Here is an 18,111-nt window from a genome sequence, read left to right as displayed (position 1 = left end):
TGCTTAATCGCAACATTGCCTCATATGAAGATAGATTTTCAGTATTCCACAGACTTTTATGGGATGAATTCCCGTGAGTTGAGCCACACCTGCATGCATCTGCTTTGCTTGGCAGGTGAGGCAAGTTTTGTGTTCAACGAGCGATGCTACCATATCGTGAAGAACAACCTGGTGGTGATACCGATGCCTGATCGTGTCTGCAACCTTGCGGCACATGCAGACTTGCAGGTAGAATGGTTTGCTGCTGATTACAAGTTCCTGCAGAACCTGCTGCCGTCGAACAACTACAGCATCGGTGGCAGTATCTCGCTGAACCAAGACCCCGTTATCAAACTGACAAATGAACAAGCACGACATCTGCTTGATGACTTCCATCGTCTTCGTGACCGCAAGGACGACAACCATTTGCAGTTCTATCGCGAACTGATGGGCAGTCTCTGCCTGACGATGATGTACGACATCTTCGAGGCCCATGCCCAACGTGATGCAACAGACACCCATACCGACCGCACAGCCTACATCGTGAAACAACTGATGGCTCTGCTTGCTACTGGCATCAGCCGAACAGAGCGTGATGTGAGCTACTATGCCGAACGGCTGAACGTATCGCCCAAATATCTTTCTGCCACCATCAAACGTGTGACAGGACACAGTGTCACCTCATACATCGACCGACACACCGTACCTATATTGAAAGACTATCTGAATGATGAACGCCTGTCCCTCACCCAGATAGCCGACCTGATGAACTTCACGTCACTCTCTTACTTCAGCCGCTACTGCACCAAGCATCTTGGCCAGTCGCCCAGCGAATACCGTCTGAGTCTGCAACCAAAGCTTGATTTGTAAGACTCATTTATGTTATTCTGCAGTTAATTCGAAGAAAATTAGTAACTTTGTACCCGCAATGAAGTTGGATCTGTATATCAACGAGGCTAACGACTATGCACGTGACATTCGTGTGCCAATCCTACATCCCCACGTCGCCATTATCCATTACGACGAGGTGGGCGAGATACGCCATTCGCTGAACCGCATCGACTGCTACGGCATCTTCCTGCAACGCGAGTTCCCTGAGAACCTGACCTACGGCATAGGCATCTACCACGAGGGCGACGGCTCGCTAATTGCTTTTGCTCCGGGACAAATTGGGGGCAAGCGCGATGACGGCAGCAGGCGGCAGTATCACGGTTGGGTGCTGCTGTTCGACCCTGTATTCATCCACGGCACGGAGATTGAACGACGCATGAAGGACTACCATTTCTTCTCGTACAACAACAACGAGGCACTCTTTCTGAATACCGAAGAGAAGGACACGTTATCGGGGTTGATGGCGAACATTCGAAGGGAGCTGCAAACAACTGATGACGATAATGTACAGGACGACATCGTGCGAGACTACATCCTGCTTATTCTGGACTACTGTAACCGTTTCTATACCCGCCAATTTAAGGAGATGACAGCTGGCAGCAGCGACATCCTAGCCCGATTCCAACAGGTGCTTATCGACTACTACGACAAAGGCCGTCAGCGCACCGGGGGTCTCCCCAGCGTGAAATACTGTGCCAGCGAGCTGTGTCTGTCGCCTGGCTATTTCGGCGACATCGTGCGTGGTGCTTTGGGAGAGAGTCCGAAAGACTACATCAGAGGTTTCATCATCATGCGTGCCAAAAGTCTGATGCTTGGCGGCATGAGTATCACGCAAGTGTCCGATGCGCTTGGTTTCGAGTATCCTAACCATTTCACCCGCCTTTTCAAACAGCTAACAGGGCAGACTCCCTCACAATTTTTCGCCGAACAGCGCGAAAAATAAACAATCATCATTTTTGGTAGATTTATCCGTAATCCGTCTAAGCGGAGTATGGCTAAATCGTCGTACCTTTGCAGCGAATTTTAAAACAAACAAGAATGAGACCATACGTAATTTGCCACATGATGGCTTCGCTCGACGGCAGGATAGACTGTGCAATGACAGAGCAGATTGACGACACGAACCACTACTACGAGGCACTAAAACAACTCGATTGCCCTTCGACGCTGGAGGGCAAGACAACGCTGGCGATGCACTATGCACAGACTGGCGAATTCCAACCGCAGAAAGCGCATGAGAATGCCGGGCAACAGATTCATCGGGCCACAGAGGCCAACGGTTATGCCATCGGCGTTGATACTCGCGGCACGCTACTTTGGGACGACGACACCACGGAGCTGTTCGGGCGTCCGCTGCTGATGATACTATCGGAGCAGGCCAGTCAGGAGTATCTGAACTATCTGAAGCAGAAACACATATCTTATATTACCACGGGGCGCGATGGCATCGACCTAGCATCGGCTTTAGAGACGTTGCGCACAGTGTTCGGCGTGAACCGTCTGGCCGTGTTGGGTGGCGGACACATCAATGGATCGCTGCTCGACCAGGGTTTGATCGACGAGGTGAGCATAATGTACGGCTACGGCATCGACGGGCGCGAGGGCATGGCTGCTGCCTTCGACGGTAGAACGATGGAGCGGAACCCCGTCCGACTGGCCTTCAAGAGCGTGGAGGAGCAGGACGGAATCGTGTGGATGAGATACCAGGTCGTGAATTCATAATTGAAATTTGATAATTGCGATGAAACAGATTTTTATGATTTTAGCTGCGTTGCTTGTCATGTCATGCAGCAGAGACGAGATTCAAGCACAGACAACGAACTACGAGACAATGACAACAAAGATGTACATCACTATCGATGGAAGGACTGAGGCCGTCACGCTGACCAATAATAGTGCCACGCAGGCATTGGTCGCCAAATTGCAAGAGGCACCTGTCAGTATAACGCTCAACAGCAGCGGCGGCTTTGAGATATGGGGGGCACTGGGATTCTCGCTGCCTGAGAACGATCAGCAAACGACAGCCCAGCCGGGCGATGTCATCCTCTACAACGGCAGTAACCTCTGTCTCTTCTATGGCACCAATTCGTGGAGCTACACCCGCTTGGGCAAGATTGACGGCCTTTCGGAGAGCGAATTGCGCACTTTCCTGAAAGCTGGGGAAAGTAATATTGGCGTAGTTTTGTCGCTGGATAATTCCGTTGCCATCAAGGAGGTGAAGAGCAATGGGTCGGAAGATGGAACCTATTACTCGGTGAATGGTCAGCGGGTACAGAACCCTACACATGGCATCTATTTCAAGAACCATAAAAAAGTTATCTTATGAACGTCAACAAACCTATCAGTCGAAGAAAAGCACTCAAGGTCATGGGCCTTGGAATGCTTGCAGCCTGCGTTCCGACGCTTCCGTCGTTTGGAGAGTCCCCAAAGGAAAATGAGAAGAAGATCAAACGTCTGATCTTCTATTTCTCTGCAACCGGCAATAGCCTTTATATAGCCAGGCAGTTGGGCGGAGATGAAGCGACCTTGCTGAGCATCTCACAGGAAATTCACAACGAGCATCCTGATTATGAGGCAGAAGAAATAGGATTCGTGTGTCCCGTCTACTGTTTCATTCCTCCTGCCATTGTCCAGGATTTCATTGCTCGTTCATCTTTCAAGGCCGATTATTTCTTTACAGTGGGCACTTATGGAGCCCATAGCACGATATTCCCAGAGTTCGTTGATGACCTTGCCAAGAAGCACGGTTTTCAGATGAATTATATCTCCACCATCCAGATGGTCGATACTTACCTGCCGTATTTCGACATGGAAAGGGAATTGGCCGACCCCAAGCTTCAGCGTATTCCCGAAAGAGTTGCCACAGTTCTTGCTTCTATCAACAATCGCGAAAACTATATTCAGGAGGTTACAGAGCAGGACAGGATGATATGTGACGGATATTACCGCATGTCGGGACGCGACCGCCAGCGCCCGACTGTGACAAGATCGGAGAAGATTGTCTTTGCCACGGATGACTGCATCGGATGTGGAGTTTGTACTTCGGTTTGTCCGCATGGCTCCTGGAAAGTGATTGATGGTCATTCGGTTGCCAATGGGGAATGCGAAAATTGTCTGGCATGTGTTCACAACTGCCCGAAGAAAGCAATTTCAATCATTCCCACGCCTCCGGAACCCGAAGAGGCAAACAGGAATGCACGATATCGTAATCCGAATGTCAGCTTAGCTGATCTCATCAAGGCCAATAGTCAAAAATAATATGAAAGTAATTTTAGCCGCAGTACTGATGGGCGGATTGCTCACAGCCTGCACAAACCAAGAACAAAATAAAAAAGAAGAGAATATGACAACATTGAATCTGACACAGGAGTGGGACAAGGTGTTCCCGCTGAGCGAGAAAGTGAACCACAAGAAAGTGACGTTTGAAACCCAATATGGCCTGACGCTGGCGGCAGACCTCTACGAGCCGAAAGATGCAGAGGGGAAACTTGCAGCCATCGCTGTGAGCGGCCCGTTTGGAGCCACAAAAGAGCAATCGAGCGGACTCTATGCCATGCGGATGGCTGAGCGCGGATTTGTGACGCTGGCCTTCGACCCGTCGTACACTGGCGAGAGCAGTGGTGAGCCACATCGTACGGCATCGCCCGACATCAACACCGAGGACTTCATGGCAGCTGTCGATTATCTGTCGCAGTTGGAGAACGTCGATGCCGAGAAGATTGGCATCATCGGCATATGCGGATGGGGAGGCATCGCCCTCAATGCTGCAGCTGCAGATACCCGTATCAAGGCAACCGTTGCGAGTACGATGTACGACATGACACGTGTGAGCGGCAACGGCTATTATGATGCCAACGACAACGAGCCTGACCGTCATGCCGCACGCGAGGCACTTTCCAAACAGCGCCTTTCAGATCCGAAGGAAATGGCAGGTGGAGTCATCGACCCACTGCCTGATGATGCGCCACAATTTGTTAAGGACTACTATGATTATTATAAAACAGAAAGAGGCTATCATGCACGCAGCGGCAACTCCAACGATGGCTGGCGTGTCATCGGCACCCAGGCCTACGCCAATAGCCGCTTCCTATATTATATCAACGAGATTCGTTCGGCAGTCCTTGTGATGCATGGTGAGAAGGCTCACTCGCGCTATTTCGGCGAAGCTGCCTACAAATATATGGTCGAAGGGAAGGCCGAAGGTTACAACACCGTCGGCAAACCTAATCCTAATCCTGAGAACAAGCAGCTGCTCATCATCCCCGGTGCCTCGCACTGCGACCTCTACGACGGCGGATATACTGAACTCGTAGGTAAGGGCGAACCCAAGAATATGATTCCTTGGGATAAACTGGAGGAGTTTTTCAAAACGTATTTGAGATAGGCTTAGGTACAAGCCACACCAATAAGCATCTCCCAAATCGAAAAGATTTGGGAGATGTTTCGATATTTGTCCTTCAGAAATTTTGAGGCTGTTATTTCCAAATTGTTCTCAAATAGGGTTTTAGGCTTCTGTGAAGGTTAATCGTATCAATGTTTATATGTCAGTCACTTTAATATTCTCTGATATAATCGCGTTTGCTTCTTGTCAAGATTCGATATCTTTATCTGAACCTTGGTTGGGCGTGGCACGTCTTCATGTAAAGACGAAAGGAGTCTCGTTATAACCTGTTCGACGTTTGTAAATCCTGAGTCCTCGATTGTAGACACACGTTCACCACAGACGAATGCCTCTACGCGGATAAGATTGTACTTCGACATGCTCTCAAATGAGATATAAAAAAGAGACCTGTCCATTAGGGCAGGTCTCTCAGCAAATTATGTAAGAGTGATTATTACTCCTCAACGGCAGCCTGGGCGGCGGCGAGACGTGCGATGGGCACACGGAATGGAGAGCAGCTGGCGTAGTTCATGCCAATCTTGGCGCAGAACTTCACAGAGCTGGGCTCACCGCCATGCTCACCACAGATACCACAACGGAGGTCAGGACGTACCTCACGGCCTTCCTTAACGGCAAACTTGATGAGACGGCCTACACCCTTCTGGTCGAGTACCTGGAATGGGTCAACCTTCAGAATCTTCTTGTCGAGGTATACAGGCAGGAACGAAGCGATATCGTCACGGCTGTAACCGAAGGTCATCTGAGTAAGGTCGTTAGTACCGAATGAGAAGTACTGAGCCTCTGAAGCAATCAGATCAGCTGTCAGGGCAGCACGTGGAATCTCAATCATTGTACCAATCTCGAACTCAACCTCGATACCATACTCAGCGAATACCTCCTTAGCGGCATACTGGATGATCTCCTTCTGCTGCTTGAGCTCGTTGATAGTACCAATCAGAGGAACCATGATCTCTGGCATTGGGTTCTTACCCTCCTTCTTCAGCTCGCAAGCTGCAGAGAGGATAGCCTTGGTCTGCATAGCGGTAATCTCAGGGAATGTGATACCCAGACGGCAACCACGGTGACCCAGCATTGGGTTGTTCTCAGCGAGTGAGTCAACACGACGCTTAATCTCATCCAAGCTTACGCCCATCTCCTTAGCCATGGTCTGCTGACCAGCCAGATCGTGGGGAACGAACTCGTGGAGAGGTGGATCGAGCAAACGGATGTTAACTGGCAGACCGTCCATAGCCTCGAGGATACCCTTGAAGTCAGCCTTCTGATAAGGCAGCAGCTTAGCAAGAGCCTTCTCACGTCCGGCAACGCTGTCGGCCAGAATCATCTCACGCATAGCAACGATCTTCTGATCCTCGAAGAACATGTGCTCGGTACGTGTAAGACCGATACCCTTAGCACCGAAAGCGCGAGCTACCTGTGCATCGTGTGGTGTATCAGCATTGGTACGAACCTGCAGCTTAGTGTACTTGTCGCAGAGGTCCATCAGCTCCTTGAAGTCGCCAGAAAGCTCGGCAGCCTTTGTTGGAACCTCGCCAGCATATACCTGACCAGTTGTACCGTTCAGGGAGATGAAGTCGCCCTCCTTATATACTACGCCGTCGATCTCAACGGTCTTATCCTTATAGCTTACATTCAGAGCACCTACACCCGATACGCAGCACTTACCCATACCACGAGCCACAACGGCAGCGTGAGATGTCATACCACCACGAGCTGTGAGGATACCCTCGGCAGCAGCCATACCAGCCAGATCCTCAGGAGAGGTCTCGATACGTACGAGTACTACCTTGTGTCCGTTCTCGTGCCACTCCTTAGCGTCGTCAGCGTGGAATACAATCTGACCACAAGCAGCACCAGGAGATGCGGGCAGACCCTGAGCGATAACCTTAGCAGCAGCCAGAGCCTTCTTATCGAATACTGGGTGCAGCAGCTCGTCGAGCTTCTGAGGCTCGCAACGCTGGATGGCAGTCTTCTCGTCGATCATACCCTCGTGGAGCAGGTCGATAGCAATCTTAACCATAGCAGCACCAGTACGCTTACCGTTACGTGTCTGGAGGAACCAGAGCTTGCCCTCCTGTACGGTGAACTCCATATCCTGCATATCGTGATAGTGGTGCTCCAGCTTATCCTGGATACCATTCAGCTCAGCATAGATCTCTGGCATTGCCTCCTCCATTGAAGGATACTTGGCTACGCGCTCCTCCTCAGAGATACCAGCGCGCTCAGCCCAACGCTGAGAACCAATCTTTGTGATCTGCTGTGGAGTACGGATACCAGCCACAACGTCCTCACCCTGAGCGTTAACCAGATACTCACCGTTGAACAGGTTCTCACCATTAGCGGCATCACGGCTGAAGCATACACCAGTAGCTGATGTGTCGCCCATGTTACCGAATACCATGGCCATAACTGATACGGCTGTACCCCACTCGTCGGGGATTCCTTCCATCTTACGATACAGGATAGCGCGCTCGTTCATCCAAGAACGGAACACAGCACAGATAGCGCCCCAGAGCTGCTCGATAGGATCATTTGGGAAGTCCTTACCTGTGCGCTCCTTGATAGCAGCCTTGAACAGCTTAACCAGCTTCTTCAGGTCCTCTACTGAGAGGTCCTTATCCAGAACAACACCGCTCTCCTTCTTAACCTTTTCGATAATCTCCTCGAATGGATCGATATCAGTTTTATTTACGGGCTTCATCTCGAGCACAACATCGCCGTACATCTGTACGAAACGACGATAAGAGTCGTACACGAAGTGAGGATTGTTTGTCTTCTTAGCCATACCCTCGGCAACCTCGTCGTTCAAACCAAGGTTCAGGATGGTGTCCATCATACCAGGCATTGAGGCACGGGCACCAGAACGAACAGATACCAGCAGAGGATTCTGGGCATCGCCGAACTTACAGTTCATCAAATCTTCAATGTGCTTCACGGCAGCCATCACGTCGTCGTTCAGAAGCTCCATAATCTTCTGCTGACCAACCTGATAGTACTCATTACAACAATCTGTGGTGATTGTGAAACCTGGAGGAACAGGAACACCAATGTGGTTCATCTCAGCAAGGTTAGCACCCTTACCACCAAGTTCCTCACGCATCTTTGCGTTTCCTTCGGCCTTACCATTACCGAAGAGGTAAACTCTTTTCTGACTCATACGTAATTATTGTTTTGTTGATGATAAATTATTTTCGATTAGATTTTGCAAAATTACTAAAATTCCATCAAACCTACAAGAAAAATCGGCAAAATTTGCAAAGTCGACGTTACATTTTCACTTTTTTGGCATAGTTTTACTACAGGAAACATGGAATACAACGGATTTTTGATAGATTTTTTGTACCTTTGTGCCCAAAATCAAGAATAATATGGCAAGAAACAAGAAACCATTACCACTCCTCGAGGGTGTTGTAATAGAGGCTGCGGCTGCTGAAGGTAAGTGTCTGTTCCACTGGGACGACCTGGTGGTATTCGTACCTTTCTGCGTGCCTGGCGATGTGTGCGATGTACAGATCCGCCGCAAGAAGCACTCCTTTGCCGAGGGCGAGGTTGTAAGATTCATAGAATTAAGTAAGGTACGCGCGACCCCATTCTGCGCACACTTTGGTGTGTGTGGCGGTTGTAAATGGCAGAACCTGCCTTACGAGGAACAGCTGAAGTTTAAGCAGCAGCAGGTGTACGACCAATTACACCGTATCGGTAAAATCGAGTTGCCTGAGTTTATGCCTATTTTAGGAAGCGTACATACCCAGGCGTATCGCAACAAGCTCGACTTCGGATGCGCCAACAAGCGCTATCTGACCAAGGAGCAGATTCAGACACTGCCCAACGACGAGAGTCAGAGTCTGAAGGACGTGCCCGCTATCGGATTCCATATTACAGGTGCTTTCGATAAGATACTGCCTATCGAGAAATGCTGGTTGATGGACAATCTGCAGAACGAGATTCGCAACGAGGCACGCGACTATGCAATGGCCAACGGCTTATCGTTCTTTGACCTGCGTGCCCAAGTAGGACTGCTGCGCGATATCATCATCCGCAACAGCGCCAGTGGCGAGTGGATGGTTATCTTCCAGTTCCACTACGACCGTACATCGGCCGAGGCTCTGGCCCAGAGCGAGGAACAGGCCAAGGGACTGCTGCAGCATATCGCCGATAAGTTTCCACAGATTACCTCGCTGATGTACCTCGACAACCAGAAGTGCAACGATACCATTGGCGATCAGGAGATATTGGTATTCAAGGGTATCGACCACATCTATGAGTTGATGGAGGACCTGAAGTTTAAGGTTGGCCCCAAGAGTTTCTACCAGACCAACACCGAGCAGGCCTACCACCTGTACTCGGTAGCCCGTAATTTTGCCGGGCTTACTGGCAACGAGCTGGTTTACGACCTCTATACCGGCACAGGCACCATTGCCAACTTTGTAGCCAAGAAGGCGCGTAAAGTGATTGGTATTGAGTATGTGCCCGAAGCTATCGAGGATGCAAAGATCAACTCTGAAGTAAACAAGATCGACAACACCCTGTTCTATGCAGGCGACATGAAGGATATCCTGACAGAGGAATTCATTGCCGAGCACGGACGTCCGGATGTGATTATTACCGATCCCCCACGTGCTGGTATGCACCCCGATGTAGTGAAGACCATCCTTGGCGCTGCTCCGAAACGTATTGTTTACGTAAGCTGCAACCCTGCCACACAAGCCCGCGACCTGCACGATCTCGACGTAGATTATCGCGTGGCAGCCGTTCAGCCCGTTGATATGTTCCCCCACACACCACACGTAGAAAATGTGGTGCTACTGGAGCGCAGATAAAAGAATTTGGGGCAAATACTTGGAAGTTTCAATATTTTTTCATATATTTGCCCCAAGTTTAACTAAAAATATTTTTACAGATAACTACATTTACTAATTTTTTAATTCATACCACAATGAGAAAATTATTTTGGATGATGGCGCTGATGGCGTCGATGACAATGACTGCAAATGCAGAAACATTGCCAGAAGTAGAAGAGACACAGGCTACTCAGGAGAAGGCCACCGTTGAGGTACCTGCCTGGGTAAAGAACATTAAATTCAGTGGCTATGGTATGCTGCAGTATCAGGGTCAGGACAAAGAAGGCGATCATACTAACACCTTTAACCTCCGCTTGGCTCGTTTTATTCTCGATGGCAAGATTGGCGACTTCGACTGGCGTGCTCAGATTCAGGGCACCAACGCTAAGGGGCCAGGCGAGCCCACAGTACAGCTGGTTGACCTTTATGCTGAGTGGCGCAAATATCCTGAGTTCAAGATTCGTGCAGGTCAGTTCAAGCGTGCCTTCACATTCGAGAACCCCACACACCCCATCACCCAGGGTTGGAGAGGATATGCTGATGTAATCAACAACCTTTCTGGTTTCGGCGATCGTACTGGCGAGAAATCTTCAGGTGGTCGCGACCTTGGTATCCAGGTGGCTGGTGATATTCTGCCAAACGCAAGCGGACGCAAGTTGCTGCACTATCAGGTTGGTATTTACAATGGTGAAGGTATCAACATGAAGGACAAGGACAACAAGAAGGATATCATCGGTGGCATGTGGGTAATGCCTATCAAGGGGCTTCGTATTGGTGCCTTCGGATGGACTGGTACACGCGGTGAGATGGCAACTACTTATGTAGATCCCATCCTCGGCAGACAAACCATTACCCTTAAGAGTGTTCGTAAGAACCGTTACTGTCTCTCAGCTGAGTACGACAAGGATGAATACACCTTCCGTGCAGAGTATATCCATAACCAGGGATGGGGTTCTAATCTCGAATACGGCGACAAGGCTGATGGTTGGTACGCATTTGGTATTGTGCCACTCATCAAGGGCAAGCTCCACGCAAAGGCTCGCTACCAGACTTATCGCGTAGCTAAGGAATGGAATTCATCTGTAAACCAGGTAGAGTGCGGTTTGAACTACTTCTTCACCAAAAATCTGGAGATGCACGTAGAATACTCTCACGTTAACGACCGCAAGTTGGCTGAAGGAAAGCACAACTACAATCTGGTTGACGTAGAACTCGACTTCCGTTTCTAACTTTTGCGGAACCTGCGGGTAAGGGCCTGCCACAGATGTGTCTTCTGACGAAGAATCTGCAATGAATACAGGCCACTCGCCAAAACCACCAATAGTTCTACTACCCAGTAGACAATGCCAGTAAGCAGAATGGTGCAAGCGTAGGCGAGCCCACCTAAGGTAAACAAAACAAACGCATATTGAGATACGGTTACCGTCATTCGGTAGCCGTATTTTTTGTAGGCATAGACATGAATCATCATAAACTCGAAAGCGTGTGCCAGCGCGATGGCGAGACCTGTCCCCCACAAGCCCCACTGCTCGTAACCAATCACAATCAGCAACACCAGTGCCACGTAATAGGCCGACTCGAACGCCAGATAAGAGAGCGAATAGCCACGCGCCAACGTGATATAAGCCACAGGCAGCGTCAGCACCTTGAAAAACATAGCCAGCGCGGCCACTTGCGCCATAGGCACCACAGGCAGGAATTCGCTGGTGAACAGCTGCGGAATGAATACTGGCAACAGGGCTATCAGGGCAGTGAGCATAGGTGCCACAATGAGTAGTGAAACCTCCATCTGACGGTTAACAGTGAAGTTTGTAGCCTCTACATCCTGATTCACACCAGAGAGTCGTGGATAGTAATCCGTATCCATCGCAGAGAACACCAAACCAGCATAGGTGATAGTAAGCATATAGCCCGCATTATAGAAGCCCAGCATATCGAGATCGCCAACCACATTGAGGTAGGAACGGATGACCATCTCAGCTGCACTGCCCACAATACCCGCCAACGTAAAAGCCACGCCTAAGCGCACCATCTCCATTCCCTCGCCCAAGATACCACACATACCCCTTAACTGCAAAGGATAGAGGCGCAAGGAGAAGCGCAACGTAGCGCACATGGTGACAAACGCCATCAACACGATGACAGGCACAATACCTGCCTGCCAGAAGAAATAATAGATGGGTATTGATATCACCAGCGACGCCAAAGCCGAACATATCTGCACCAATGCCAACGCCCCCAGACGGCGCTGACCTTTTAGGATAGCCGTTTCGCCACCAGTAATCGCCAACATGCCGATGGCTGGCGACAAGAGGATGAAATGCAACGTATGGTCGCCCCATGCGAAAGTGGTATTACTAAGAAACGGACCTACCACTATACACAACAGCATGCCCAACAGGGCTGTAAGCAGGCACCAGCCACGCACCACTCTGACAAAATGAGCTGCGCGTTCAGTATCACCAGCATCGTAGCATTCTGAAATATGTCGGACCGCACTGAACGAAACACCCAAGTTCGTAGCCTGCGACAACAACTGAACGGTAGTAGTGAAGAGGGATACCAAGCCCATACCGCCAGGACCTAACAGCATGGCCACAAACTTATTGCGCACAAGACCTATCAACACATTCAGGCCCTGTACGCCTCCGAATACTCCCGTGTATTTCAACACGTGACTGTAAACTTCGTCGCGTTCCTGGTTCATATCTATATCATAAAACGCAATATTCAGGAAAATATTACGTTTATATAAACAAATATGGAAATAAGACATCAAGCACCAGCTCCGTTGGTCAGTTTCATCCTGACCTACTACAATCTGCCTGTCGAACTGCTCTGCACATGTATCGACAGTATTCTTGCTCTCTCGCTGCAACCCGGAGAGCGGGAGATTATCGTAGTGGACGACGGCTCAGAAACAAGTCCGATGAACGACCTTCTGAAGTATGGCGACGAGATTATCTACATCAGACAGAAGAATAGCGGTGTTAGCGTAGCGAGAAATACAGCAATGGCTATGGCCAAAGGCCAGTACATCCAGCTTATCGACGGTGATGACTATCTGCTGACAGAGCCCTACGAGCACTGTCTGGATATCCTACGCAATAACAGCGATGCCGATATAGTGATGTTTGATTTTACCCATCGACATGATCAGCCAGCCAGTGCCATCTGCTCCCCCATAAAAAAGAACGGCATCGAACTGATGCGCACAACAAACATTCATGGTTCAACCTGTTGCTGCCTGTTCCGCCAGGCTGTCAGAGGACAATTAGCCTTCACCCCAGACATTACATACGGCGAAGACGAGGAATTTACCCCCCAACTGCTGATTCGAGCTGAAACGGTCTATATCACAGAGGAAAAAGCCTATTTCTATCGTGAGCGTGCCACTTCTGCCATACACCAGAATGACGAGGCAAGCATCCAAAAACGACTCGATGATACCAAGAAAGTTATTCTTCATCTAAATCGATTAGCCGACACCAGTCCGCAGAGTGACAAAGTGGCCCTGCAACGCCGTGTGTCCCAACTGACGATGGATTATATCTACAACACGATTATGCTGACACGGTCGGAGGATAAACTGAAGGAAACGCTGGAAGAACTAAGCAAGGACGGACTGCTCCCCCTACCCAATCATCCATATAGCAAGAAATACATCTTGTTCCGCCGACTGATCAACAATACCATCGGGCGTAAGATTCTGCTATCCACACTTCCATTGATAAAAAAAGAAAGATGATGGAAAATATGATATCGGTTGTAGTAACCACCTATAATCAGGAGAATACGATAGCACGAACACTCGATTCTATCCTGTCGCAGAAGTGCCATCTGCCCATCGAAATCGTGATTGGCGAAGACTGCTCTACTGACAACACCCGCGCTATCTGTCAAACCTATGCCGACAAGTATCCTGTCATCATCCGTCTGCTGGCAAACGAACAAAACAAAGGGATTGTAGATAATTATTTCGACAGCCTGCTGCAATGCCGAGGCAGGTACATAGCCGATTGCGCAGGCGATGACTTCTGGATTGACACAGAGAAATTGGAAAAGGAAGTCAGGGTCATGGAAGCGCATCCCAACGTGACGATGGTCATCACCAACTGGCAGTTCTACGACGAACTGACCCGTACTACCTATCCCAGCCACCAAAGGCTGCACGCCCCTATCACAGCGGGCAATAAGCTGCTCAAAGATATCATCACACAGCGCAACATGAGTGTGTTTCACCTCTGCACATCACTCTATAAGGCCGAGGTGTTCAGAAAAGCCTATGAGGAGGATGCTGGCCTGTTTCGCCAAACAAACTACGTCAGCGAAGACATGCAGATAGCTTTCGTGATGGCTCAGCATGGCGACATTGCCTATCTGCAAGACATCACACTCAACTACAGTTGCGGAGGAGTATCGAACGCCACTGACGACATCAAACTCTTCGATTTTGTATACAAAACCACCCAGCAGATCCGTTATATGGCCAACAAAGCGCATCTCGATATACAGACTTTTCTTGCAGAACGTATCTTTGTATTAGGCATGCATGCCTTCCGTTCGCATCAGGCACCACTCTTCCACCAGACACTAAACTACGAACGGGAATGGCTGACTGACAGAGATTGGAAAATCAAGCTATTGTTTACTGTCATGCAGCACGAATGGCTGTGGCGGTTAGGACTCATGATACGTCACAGCTTTGTGGCTACTAAACGATTATTCCGTTAAACAAGTTTACCAGTTGCTGTCCTACCACTTTGGGCGAAGCCATCCGTTTAACAGCATCCGAAATGGCTTTACCATCCGTATTTCTTTCCTGTGCCACATGCTGCATTGCTGCTGCCAAGGCTTCAACATCGTCTATTGGCACAACTGTACAACCACCAGCTATCCGCTGGTTCTGGGGGGTACACTCAGTACCAATCACGGGAATACCTGTCGACATCGCTTCGAGCAGTACCAATGGCTGTACCTCGCTCCTACTGGCCAGCACCAGTGCATCGCTCTGGTAGAGCAATGTGCGGACACCTTCACGATCTATTTGTCCATGAGTAACGATCTGCGTCAGGCCTCTCTCTGCGATTGCCTGTTGGCAGGCTTTCCTATCTGTCAATCGACCTGCGATATGTAGTTCTATATCACAGCCTTGATCCTGTAACAGTCGGCAGGCATCCAACAGTACATCATAACCTTTCCGATAAGAGTAGTCAGCCACACAGCAGAATCGGAAGGGGCTGTCCGTTCTATAATCCCGCTCTGCATAATGGAAGAAATCGGTATCTATCACATTCGACAGATGCTGCCATCGGTAGTCTGTACCATAATAACAAGCGGTCTCAGCCACCAGTTCCTCAGATACCGGCAGCACCATCGCCGCCTGTTGATAAGCTTGTTTAAGCAGAGGTATCTGCCAGGCATCGCTGGGAGCCTTACCAAACTCATCCTCCAGACTCATCAGCGACAGATGTTCTGTAATCACATAGGGAATACCATATTGCCTGCAAATCTGCATCGCAGCATAGCCTGCCCATTTGGCGCAGTGAGCGTGGATGATATCGGGCTTACCATATCTGTAGACATAGGTGCGGAACATCGACTCTACGATGCTTACCCAGCGCATCGCATTATGATGCAACATGCGTGGGCAACCACGCTGGTACGACTGATAGATGGTGATACCCTCACGCTCGTGCTCAAAACGAGTGAAGGGAAGGACCATATAGTCCTTCCCTCCGATAGTAAATCCTAATTGTACATTACTCAATATACGAACCTCATGCCCCAAAGCCTTTAAAGCTTTGGCCTGTTCCAAACAGAATTCACCTCCATACGGGGTAAAGAACGAGGGTATCTCGAGTATATGCATAGCCAGCTTTATGCCTCAGCAGGAGCAGCCTCCTCAGCAGGAGTCTCTGCAGCAGCCTCAGCAGCGGCAGCAGCCTCGGCCTCAGCCTTAGCAGCAGCCTCAGCAGCCTTCTTGTCAGCTACCTTCTTGGCGATGGCCTCATTAACGGCCTTCTCTGCCTTCAGTGCGTTAGCAGCAGCATCCTTCTTAGCCTTAGCCTCAGCCTCAGCGATCTTGTTCAGACCGTTCTGCTTGTCAGCCTTCCAGGCGTCGAACTTCTTCTGTGCAGCAGCCTCATCGAAAGCGCCCTTCTTTACGCCACCACGCAGGTGCTTCATCAGGTAAACGCCCTCACGGCTCAGGATGTTACGTACAGTGTCTGTGGGCTGAGCACCTGTCTCTACCCAGTACAGTGCACGCTCGAAATTCAGGTCTACTGTGGCAGGATTGGTGTTAGGGTTATAAGTACCAATCTTTTCAGTGAAACGACCATCACGTGGTGCACGAGCGTCGGCGATAACGATGCTGTAGAAAGCATAACCTTTGCGACCACCGCGCTGCAATCTGATTTTTGTTGCCATTTTTTAATCTTTAATTTGTTGTTAATAATTTGAATTTCATGCTCTTATCTCGTAAAAGCGGGTGCAAAATTACGACTTTTCTATCAATCCACAAAATATTTTCATCTTTTTTTTGTATTTTTGCATCCAAAATGAGTGATATAACGTTATCGATACTGATTCCCACCTATCAGCAGGTGTGTGTAGAACTGGTGAACCGATTGCACAAGCAAGCGGTTGCTTTGGGATTACCCTTCGAGATTCTGGTGGCTGATGATGGCTCAACCGACCAGACATGTATTGCAGCTAACCGTCAGATTTCCACCCTCGCCCACTGCCGCTATATCGAGCGCAAGCAGAACACCGGGCGTGCCGCTATCCGCAACTTTCTTGCTCAAGAGGCTACGTACGCGTACCTATTATATATAGATAGCGATATGACGCTCATTCGCCCCGATTTTCTGCAACGTTATCTCGACTGTCTGCCTGCTCAGGTGGTTGATGGCGGCGTCAGTATCACTGCCGATTCTATAGAACAGCAGCAACTGCTGCGCTATCGTTACGAAAAGGCCGAAGAACCCCACCATACAGCCAGCGAGCGACAGAAAAAGCCCTACCAGCATCTGCATACCGCCAATCTGCTTATCGCCCGAGAAGTGATGCTCCAGCATCCATTCGACGAGCGCCTGCGCTATTACGGCTACGAGGATGTGCTATTGGGCAAGGCGCTGCAGCGCCATCGCATCCCCATCATACATATCGACAATCCGATGGGGTTCTGCACCTTCGAGTCGAATGCCGACTTTGTGGCTAAGACAGAGGAAGGACTACACACACTCTGCTCTTTCCGTCATGATCTGCGTGGCTATTCGCGCCTGCTCACCCTGGTATCGGGCATCCACATTCCAGCCATTCTGTGGCTCATCCGTCTGTGGCACCGATTATTTGGAAAAATAGAAAGGCGGAATCTCTGTGGATCCCGCCCTTATCTCTCTCTTTTTAAATTGTATCGCTTGGGGTATTACCTCAACTTACTCCACCTCGAGTGCAGAGAAGGTTAATTTCTCGTAACCTTCAAAGTCGTCGAACTGAATCTGGAAGTTAGCATACTGGTAATAGTTACCACCTGTATTGTGCGTATCCTTCAGCGAATTGCTCTTAGCCAGTGTATTCAGAATCTGATTGTAAACCACCTTATCGTTGTTGTCATCAGGAATCTGAATAGCCATAGAGGTTACGACACCGCCTACTACTTTATAGGTATAGTCACCTGCAGCGTAGAGCTGGAAATCGTCAGTCTCCAGAATCGTCTCAAGTTCGCCAACTTTCTCTACGAGTTCGTCGTATGTCAGGTTCACATGCGTGATGGGCACACGGTTCTCATCGAGTTTGATATAAGTGGTGTCACACTCGCTGGTGACTTGGTTCTCTTCAGCATAGCTCATGATTGGACCCATCATCAGGGCCATCAGCAAAATTGTTACTTTTTCTCTCATCTTCATATCAATTCATCTCCTTTTAACGCTGCAAAGGTAACAATTTATCATGTACCAGCCAAGGCTTTTTGGCTAAAAATTCATAAAATAACCA

At 49.4% G+C, this 18,111-nt stretch carries 16 protein-coding genes; 11 read left to right on the top strand and 5 right to left on the bottom strand.

The annotated features are described in order from the left end of the window. Positions 1–24: 24 nt before the first annotated feature. The 6 genes from T491_RS0109235 (at position 25) to T491_RS0109210 (ending at position 5,254) form a co-directional block, all read left to right on the top strand. On the top strand, positions 25–849 hold the full coding sequence (locus tag T491_RS0109235; RefSeq protein ID WP_036915808.1) for an AraC family transcriptional regulator: 825 nt from the start codon (positions 25–27) through the stop codon (positions 847–849). 58 nt (positions 850–907) lie between these two features. Continuing rightward, on the top strand, positions 908–1,813 hold the full coding sequence (locus T491_RS0109230) for an AraC family transcriptional regulator (RefSeq protein WP_028903638.1): 906 nt from the start codon (positions 908–910) through the stop codon (positions 1,811–1,813). Between the two features lie 95 nt (positions 1,814–1,908). Beyond that, the gene (locus tag T491_RS0109225) at positions 1,909–2,592 is read left to right on the top strand and encodes a dihydrofolate reductase family protein (protein WP_036915805.1); all 684 of its coding nucleotides are present in this window, start codon (positions 1,909–1,911) and stop codon (positions 2,590–2,592) included. Positions 2,593–2,611: 19 nt separating this feature from the next. Next, the gene (locus tag T491_RS17050; protein WP_051523079.1) at positions 2,612–3,196 is read left to right on the top strand and encodes a cyclophilin-like fold protein; all 585 of its coding nucleotides are present in this window, start codon (positions 2,612–2,614) and stop codon (positions 3,194–3,196) included. Further along, complete coding sequence (locus T491_RS0109215; protein WP_028903636.1) at positions 3,193–4,128, top strand: EFR1 family ferrodoxin; 936 nt, start codon at positions 3,193–3,195, stop codon at positions 4,126–4,128. Before T491_RS17050 ends, T491_RS0109215 begins: the two co-directional genes overlap by 4 nt. Position 4,129: 1 nt before the next feature. After that, a complete protein-coding gene (locus T491_RS0109210) occupies positions 4,130–5,254 on the top strand; it encodes an alpha/beta hydrolase (RefSeq protein WP_369699753.1) in 1,125 nt (374 codons plus the stop codon). Positions 5,255–5,705: 451 nt separating this feature from the next. Here the strand turns inward: T491_RS0109210 and ppdK are convergent, their stop codons facing one another. Then, positions 5,706–8,426 carry a pyruvate, phosphate dikinase gene (ppdK, locus tag T491_RS0109200; RefSeq protein ID WP_028903633.1) on the bottom strand — a complete coding sequence of 907 codons (2,721 nt, stop codon included), beginning with the start codon at positions 8,424–8,426 and terminating at the stop codon, positions 5,706–5,708. 211 nt (positions 8,427–8,637) lie between these two features. On the opposite strand from ppdK, the gene rlmD reads away from it, so the two are divergent. Both rlmD and T491_RS0109190 read left to right on the top strand, forming a co-directional pair. Continuing rightward, on the top strand, positions 8,638–10,089 hold the full coding sequence (gene rlmD / locus T491_RS0109195; protein ID WP_028903632.1) for a 23S rRNA (uracil(1939)-C(5))-methyltransferase RlmD: 1,452 nt from the start codon (positions 8,638–8,640) through the stop codon (positions 10,087–10,089). 116 nt (positions 10,090–10,205) lie between these two features. Beyond that, the gene (locus T491_RS0109190) at positions 10,206–11,339 is read left to right on the top strand and encodes a porin (protein ID WP_028903631.1); all 1,134 of its coding nucleotides are present in this window, start codon (positions 10,206–10,208) and stop codon (positions 11,337–11,339) included. Here the strand turns inward: T491_RS0109190 and T491_RS0109185 are convergent. Further along, entirely contained in the window at positions 11,336–12,817 is a 1,482-nt protein-coding gene (locus tag T491_RS0109185; RefSeq protein ID WP_028903630.1) for an oligosaccharide flippase family protein, read from the bottom strand. The genes T491_RS0109190 and T491_RS0109185 overlap by 4 nt on opposite strands. Before the next feature lie 54 nt (positions 12,818–12,871). On the opposite strand from T491_RS0109185, the gene T491_RS0109180 reads away from it, so the two are divergent. Together T491_RS0109180 and T491_RS17045 are read left to right on the top strand one after the other, a co-directional pair. Beyond that, entirely contained in the window at positions 12,872–13,858 is a 987-nt protein-coding gene (locus T491_RS0109180) for a glycosyltransferase family A protein (protein ID WP_028903629.1), read from the top strand. Positions 13,859–13,866: 8 nt separating this feature from the next. After that, complete coding sequence (locus T491_RS17045; protein ID WP_197018841.1) at positions 13,867–14,844, top strand: glycosyltransferase; 978 nt, start codon at positions 13,867–13,869, stop codon at positions 14,842–14,844. Here T491_RS17045 and T491_RS0109170 read toward each other — a convergent pair. Together T491_RS0109170 and T491_RS0109165 are read right to left on the bottom strand one after the other, a co-directional pair. After that, complete coding sequence (locus tag T491_RS0109170; RefSeq protein ID WP_081773320.1) at positions 14,825–15,982, bottom strand: glycosyltransferase; 1,158 nt, start codon at positions 15,980–15,982, stop codon at positions 14,825–14,827. The genes T491_RS17045 and T491_RS0109170 overlap by 20 nt on opposite strands. An 8-nt stretch (positions 15,983–15,990) precedes the next feature. Continuing rightward, the gene (locus tag T491_RS0109165; protein ID WP_028903627.1) at positions 15,991–16,542 is read right to left on the bottom strand and encodes a 30S ribosomal protein S16; all 552 of its coding nucleotides are present in this window, start codon (positions 16,540–16,542) and stop codon (positions 15,991–15,993) included. Between the two features lie 131 nt (positions 16,543–16,673). On the opposite strand from T491_RS0109165, the gene T491_RS0109160 reads away from it, so the two are divergent. Then, entirely contained in the window at positions 16,674–17,582 is a 909-nt protein-coding gene (locus T491_RS0109160; RefSeq protein ID WP_028903626.1) for a glycosyltransferase family 2 protein, read from the top strand. On the opposite strand, the gene T491_RS0109155 is transcribed toward T491_RS0109160, so the two are convergent. Then, positions 17,553–18,023, bottom strand: coding sequence for a hypothetical protein (locus T491_RS0109155; RefSeq protein WP_028903625.1), 471 nt, complete (start codon positions 18,021–18,023; stop codon positions 17,553–17,555). The two genes, T491_RS0109160 and T491_RS0109155, sit on opposite strands and share 30 nt — an antisense overlap. Positions 18,024–18,111 lie beyond the last annotated feature (88 nt).

Origin of the sequence: Prevotella sp. P6B4, from assembly GCF_000619985.1 — a bacterium.
Classification (GTDB): Bacteria; Bacteroidota; Bacteroidia; order Bacteroidales; family Bacteroidaceae; genus Prevotella.
The sequence above is the reverse complement of the archived record's forward strand: the minus strand, read 5'-3'. Positions and strand labels throughout refer to the sequence as shown.

What these genes read in the sequence shown, in the direction of transcription:
- T491_RS0109210 (WP_369699753.1), top strand. Translation starts at nt 4,130, where the DNA reads ATGAAAGTAATTTTAGCCGCAGTACTGATGGGCGGATTGCTCACAGCC.
- T491_RS0109155 (WP_028903625.1), bottom strand. Translation starts at nt 18,023, where the DNA reads ATGAAGATGAGAGAAAAAGTAACAATTTTGCTGATGGCCCTGATGATG.
- T491_RS0109230 (WP_028903638.1), top strand. Translation starts at nt 908, where the DNA reads ATGAAGTTGGATCTGTATATCAACGAGGCTAACGACTATGCACGTGAC.
- T491_RS0109180 (WP_028903629.1), top strand. Translation starts at nt 12,872, where the DNA reads ATGGAAATAAGACATCAAGCACCAGCTCCGTTGGTCAGTTTCATCCTG.
- T491_RS0109235 (WP_036915808.1), top strand. Translation starts at nt 25, where the DNA reads ATGAAGATAGATTTTCAGTATTCCACAGACTTTTATGGGATGAATTCC.
- T491_RS0109190 (WP_028903631.1), top strand. Translation starts at nt 10,206, where the DNA reads ATGAGAAAATTATTTTGGATGATGGCGCTGATGGCGTCGATGACAATG.
- T491_RS0109165 (WP_028903627.1), bottom strand. Translation starts at nt 16,542, where the DNA reads ATGGCAACAAAAATCAGATTGCAGCGCGGTGGTCGCAAAGGTTATGCT.
- T491_RS0109160 (WP_028903626.1), top strand. Translation starts at nt 16,674, where the DNA reads ATGAGTGATATAACGTTATCGATACTGATTCCCACCTATCAGCAGGTG.
- T491_RS17050 (WP_051523079.1), top strand. Translation starts at nt 2,612, where the DNA reads ATGAAACAGATTTTTATGATTTTAGCTGCGTTGCTTGTCATGTCATGC.
- T491_RS0109215 (WP_028903636.1), top strand. Translation starts at nt 3,193, where the DNA reads ATGAACGTCAACAAACCTATCAGTCGAAGAAAAGCACTCAAGGTCATG.
- T491_RS17045 (WP_197018841.1), top strand. Translation starts at nt 13,867, where the DNA reads ATGATATCGGTTGTAGTAACCACCTATAATCAGGAGAATACGATAGCA.
- T491_RS0109170 (WP_081773320.1), bottom strand. Translation starts at nt 15,982, where the DNA reads ATGCATATACTCGAGATACCCTCGTTCTTTACCCCGTATGGAGGTGAA.
- T491_RS0109225 (WP_036915805.1), top strand. Translation starts at nt 1,909, where the DNA reads ATGAGACCATACGTAATTTGCCACATGATGGCTTCGCTCGACGGCAGG.
- T491_RS0109185 (WP_028903630.1), bottom strand. Translation starts at nt 12,817, where the DNA reads ATGAACCAGGAACGCGACGAAGTTTACAGTCACGTGTTGAAATACACG.
- ppdK (WP_028903633.1), bottom strand. Translation starts at nt 8,426, where the DNA reads ATGAGTCAGAAAAGAGTTTACCTCTTCGGTAATGGTAAGGCCGAAGGA.
- rlmD (WP_028903632.1), top strand. Translation starts at nt 8,638, where the DNA reads ATGGCAAGAAACAAGAAACCATTACCACTCCTCGAGGGTGTTGTAATA.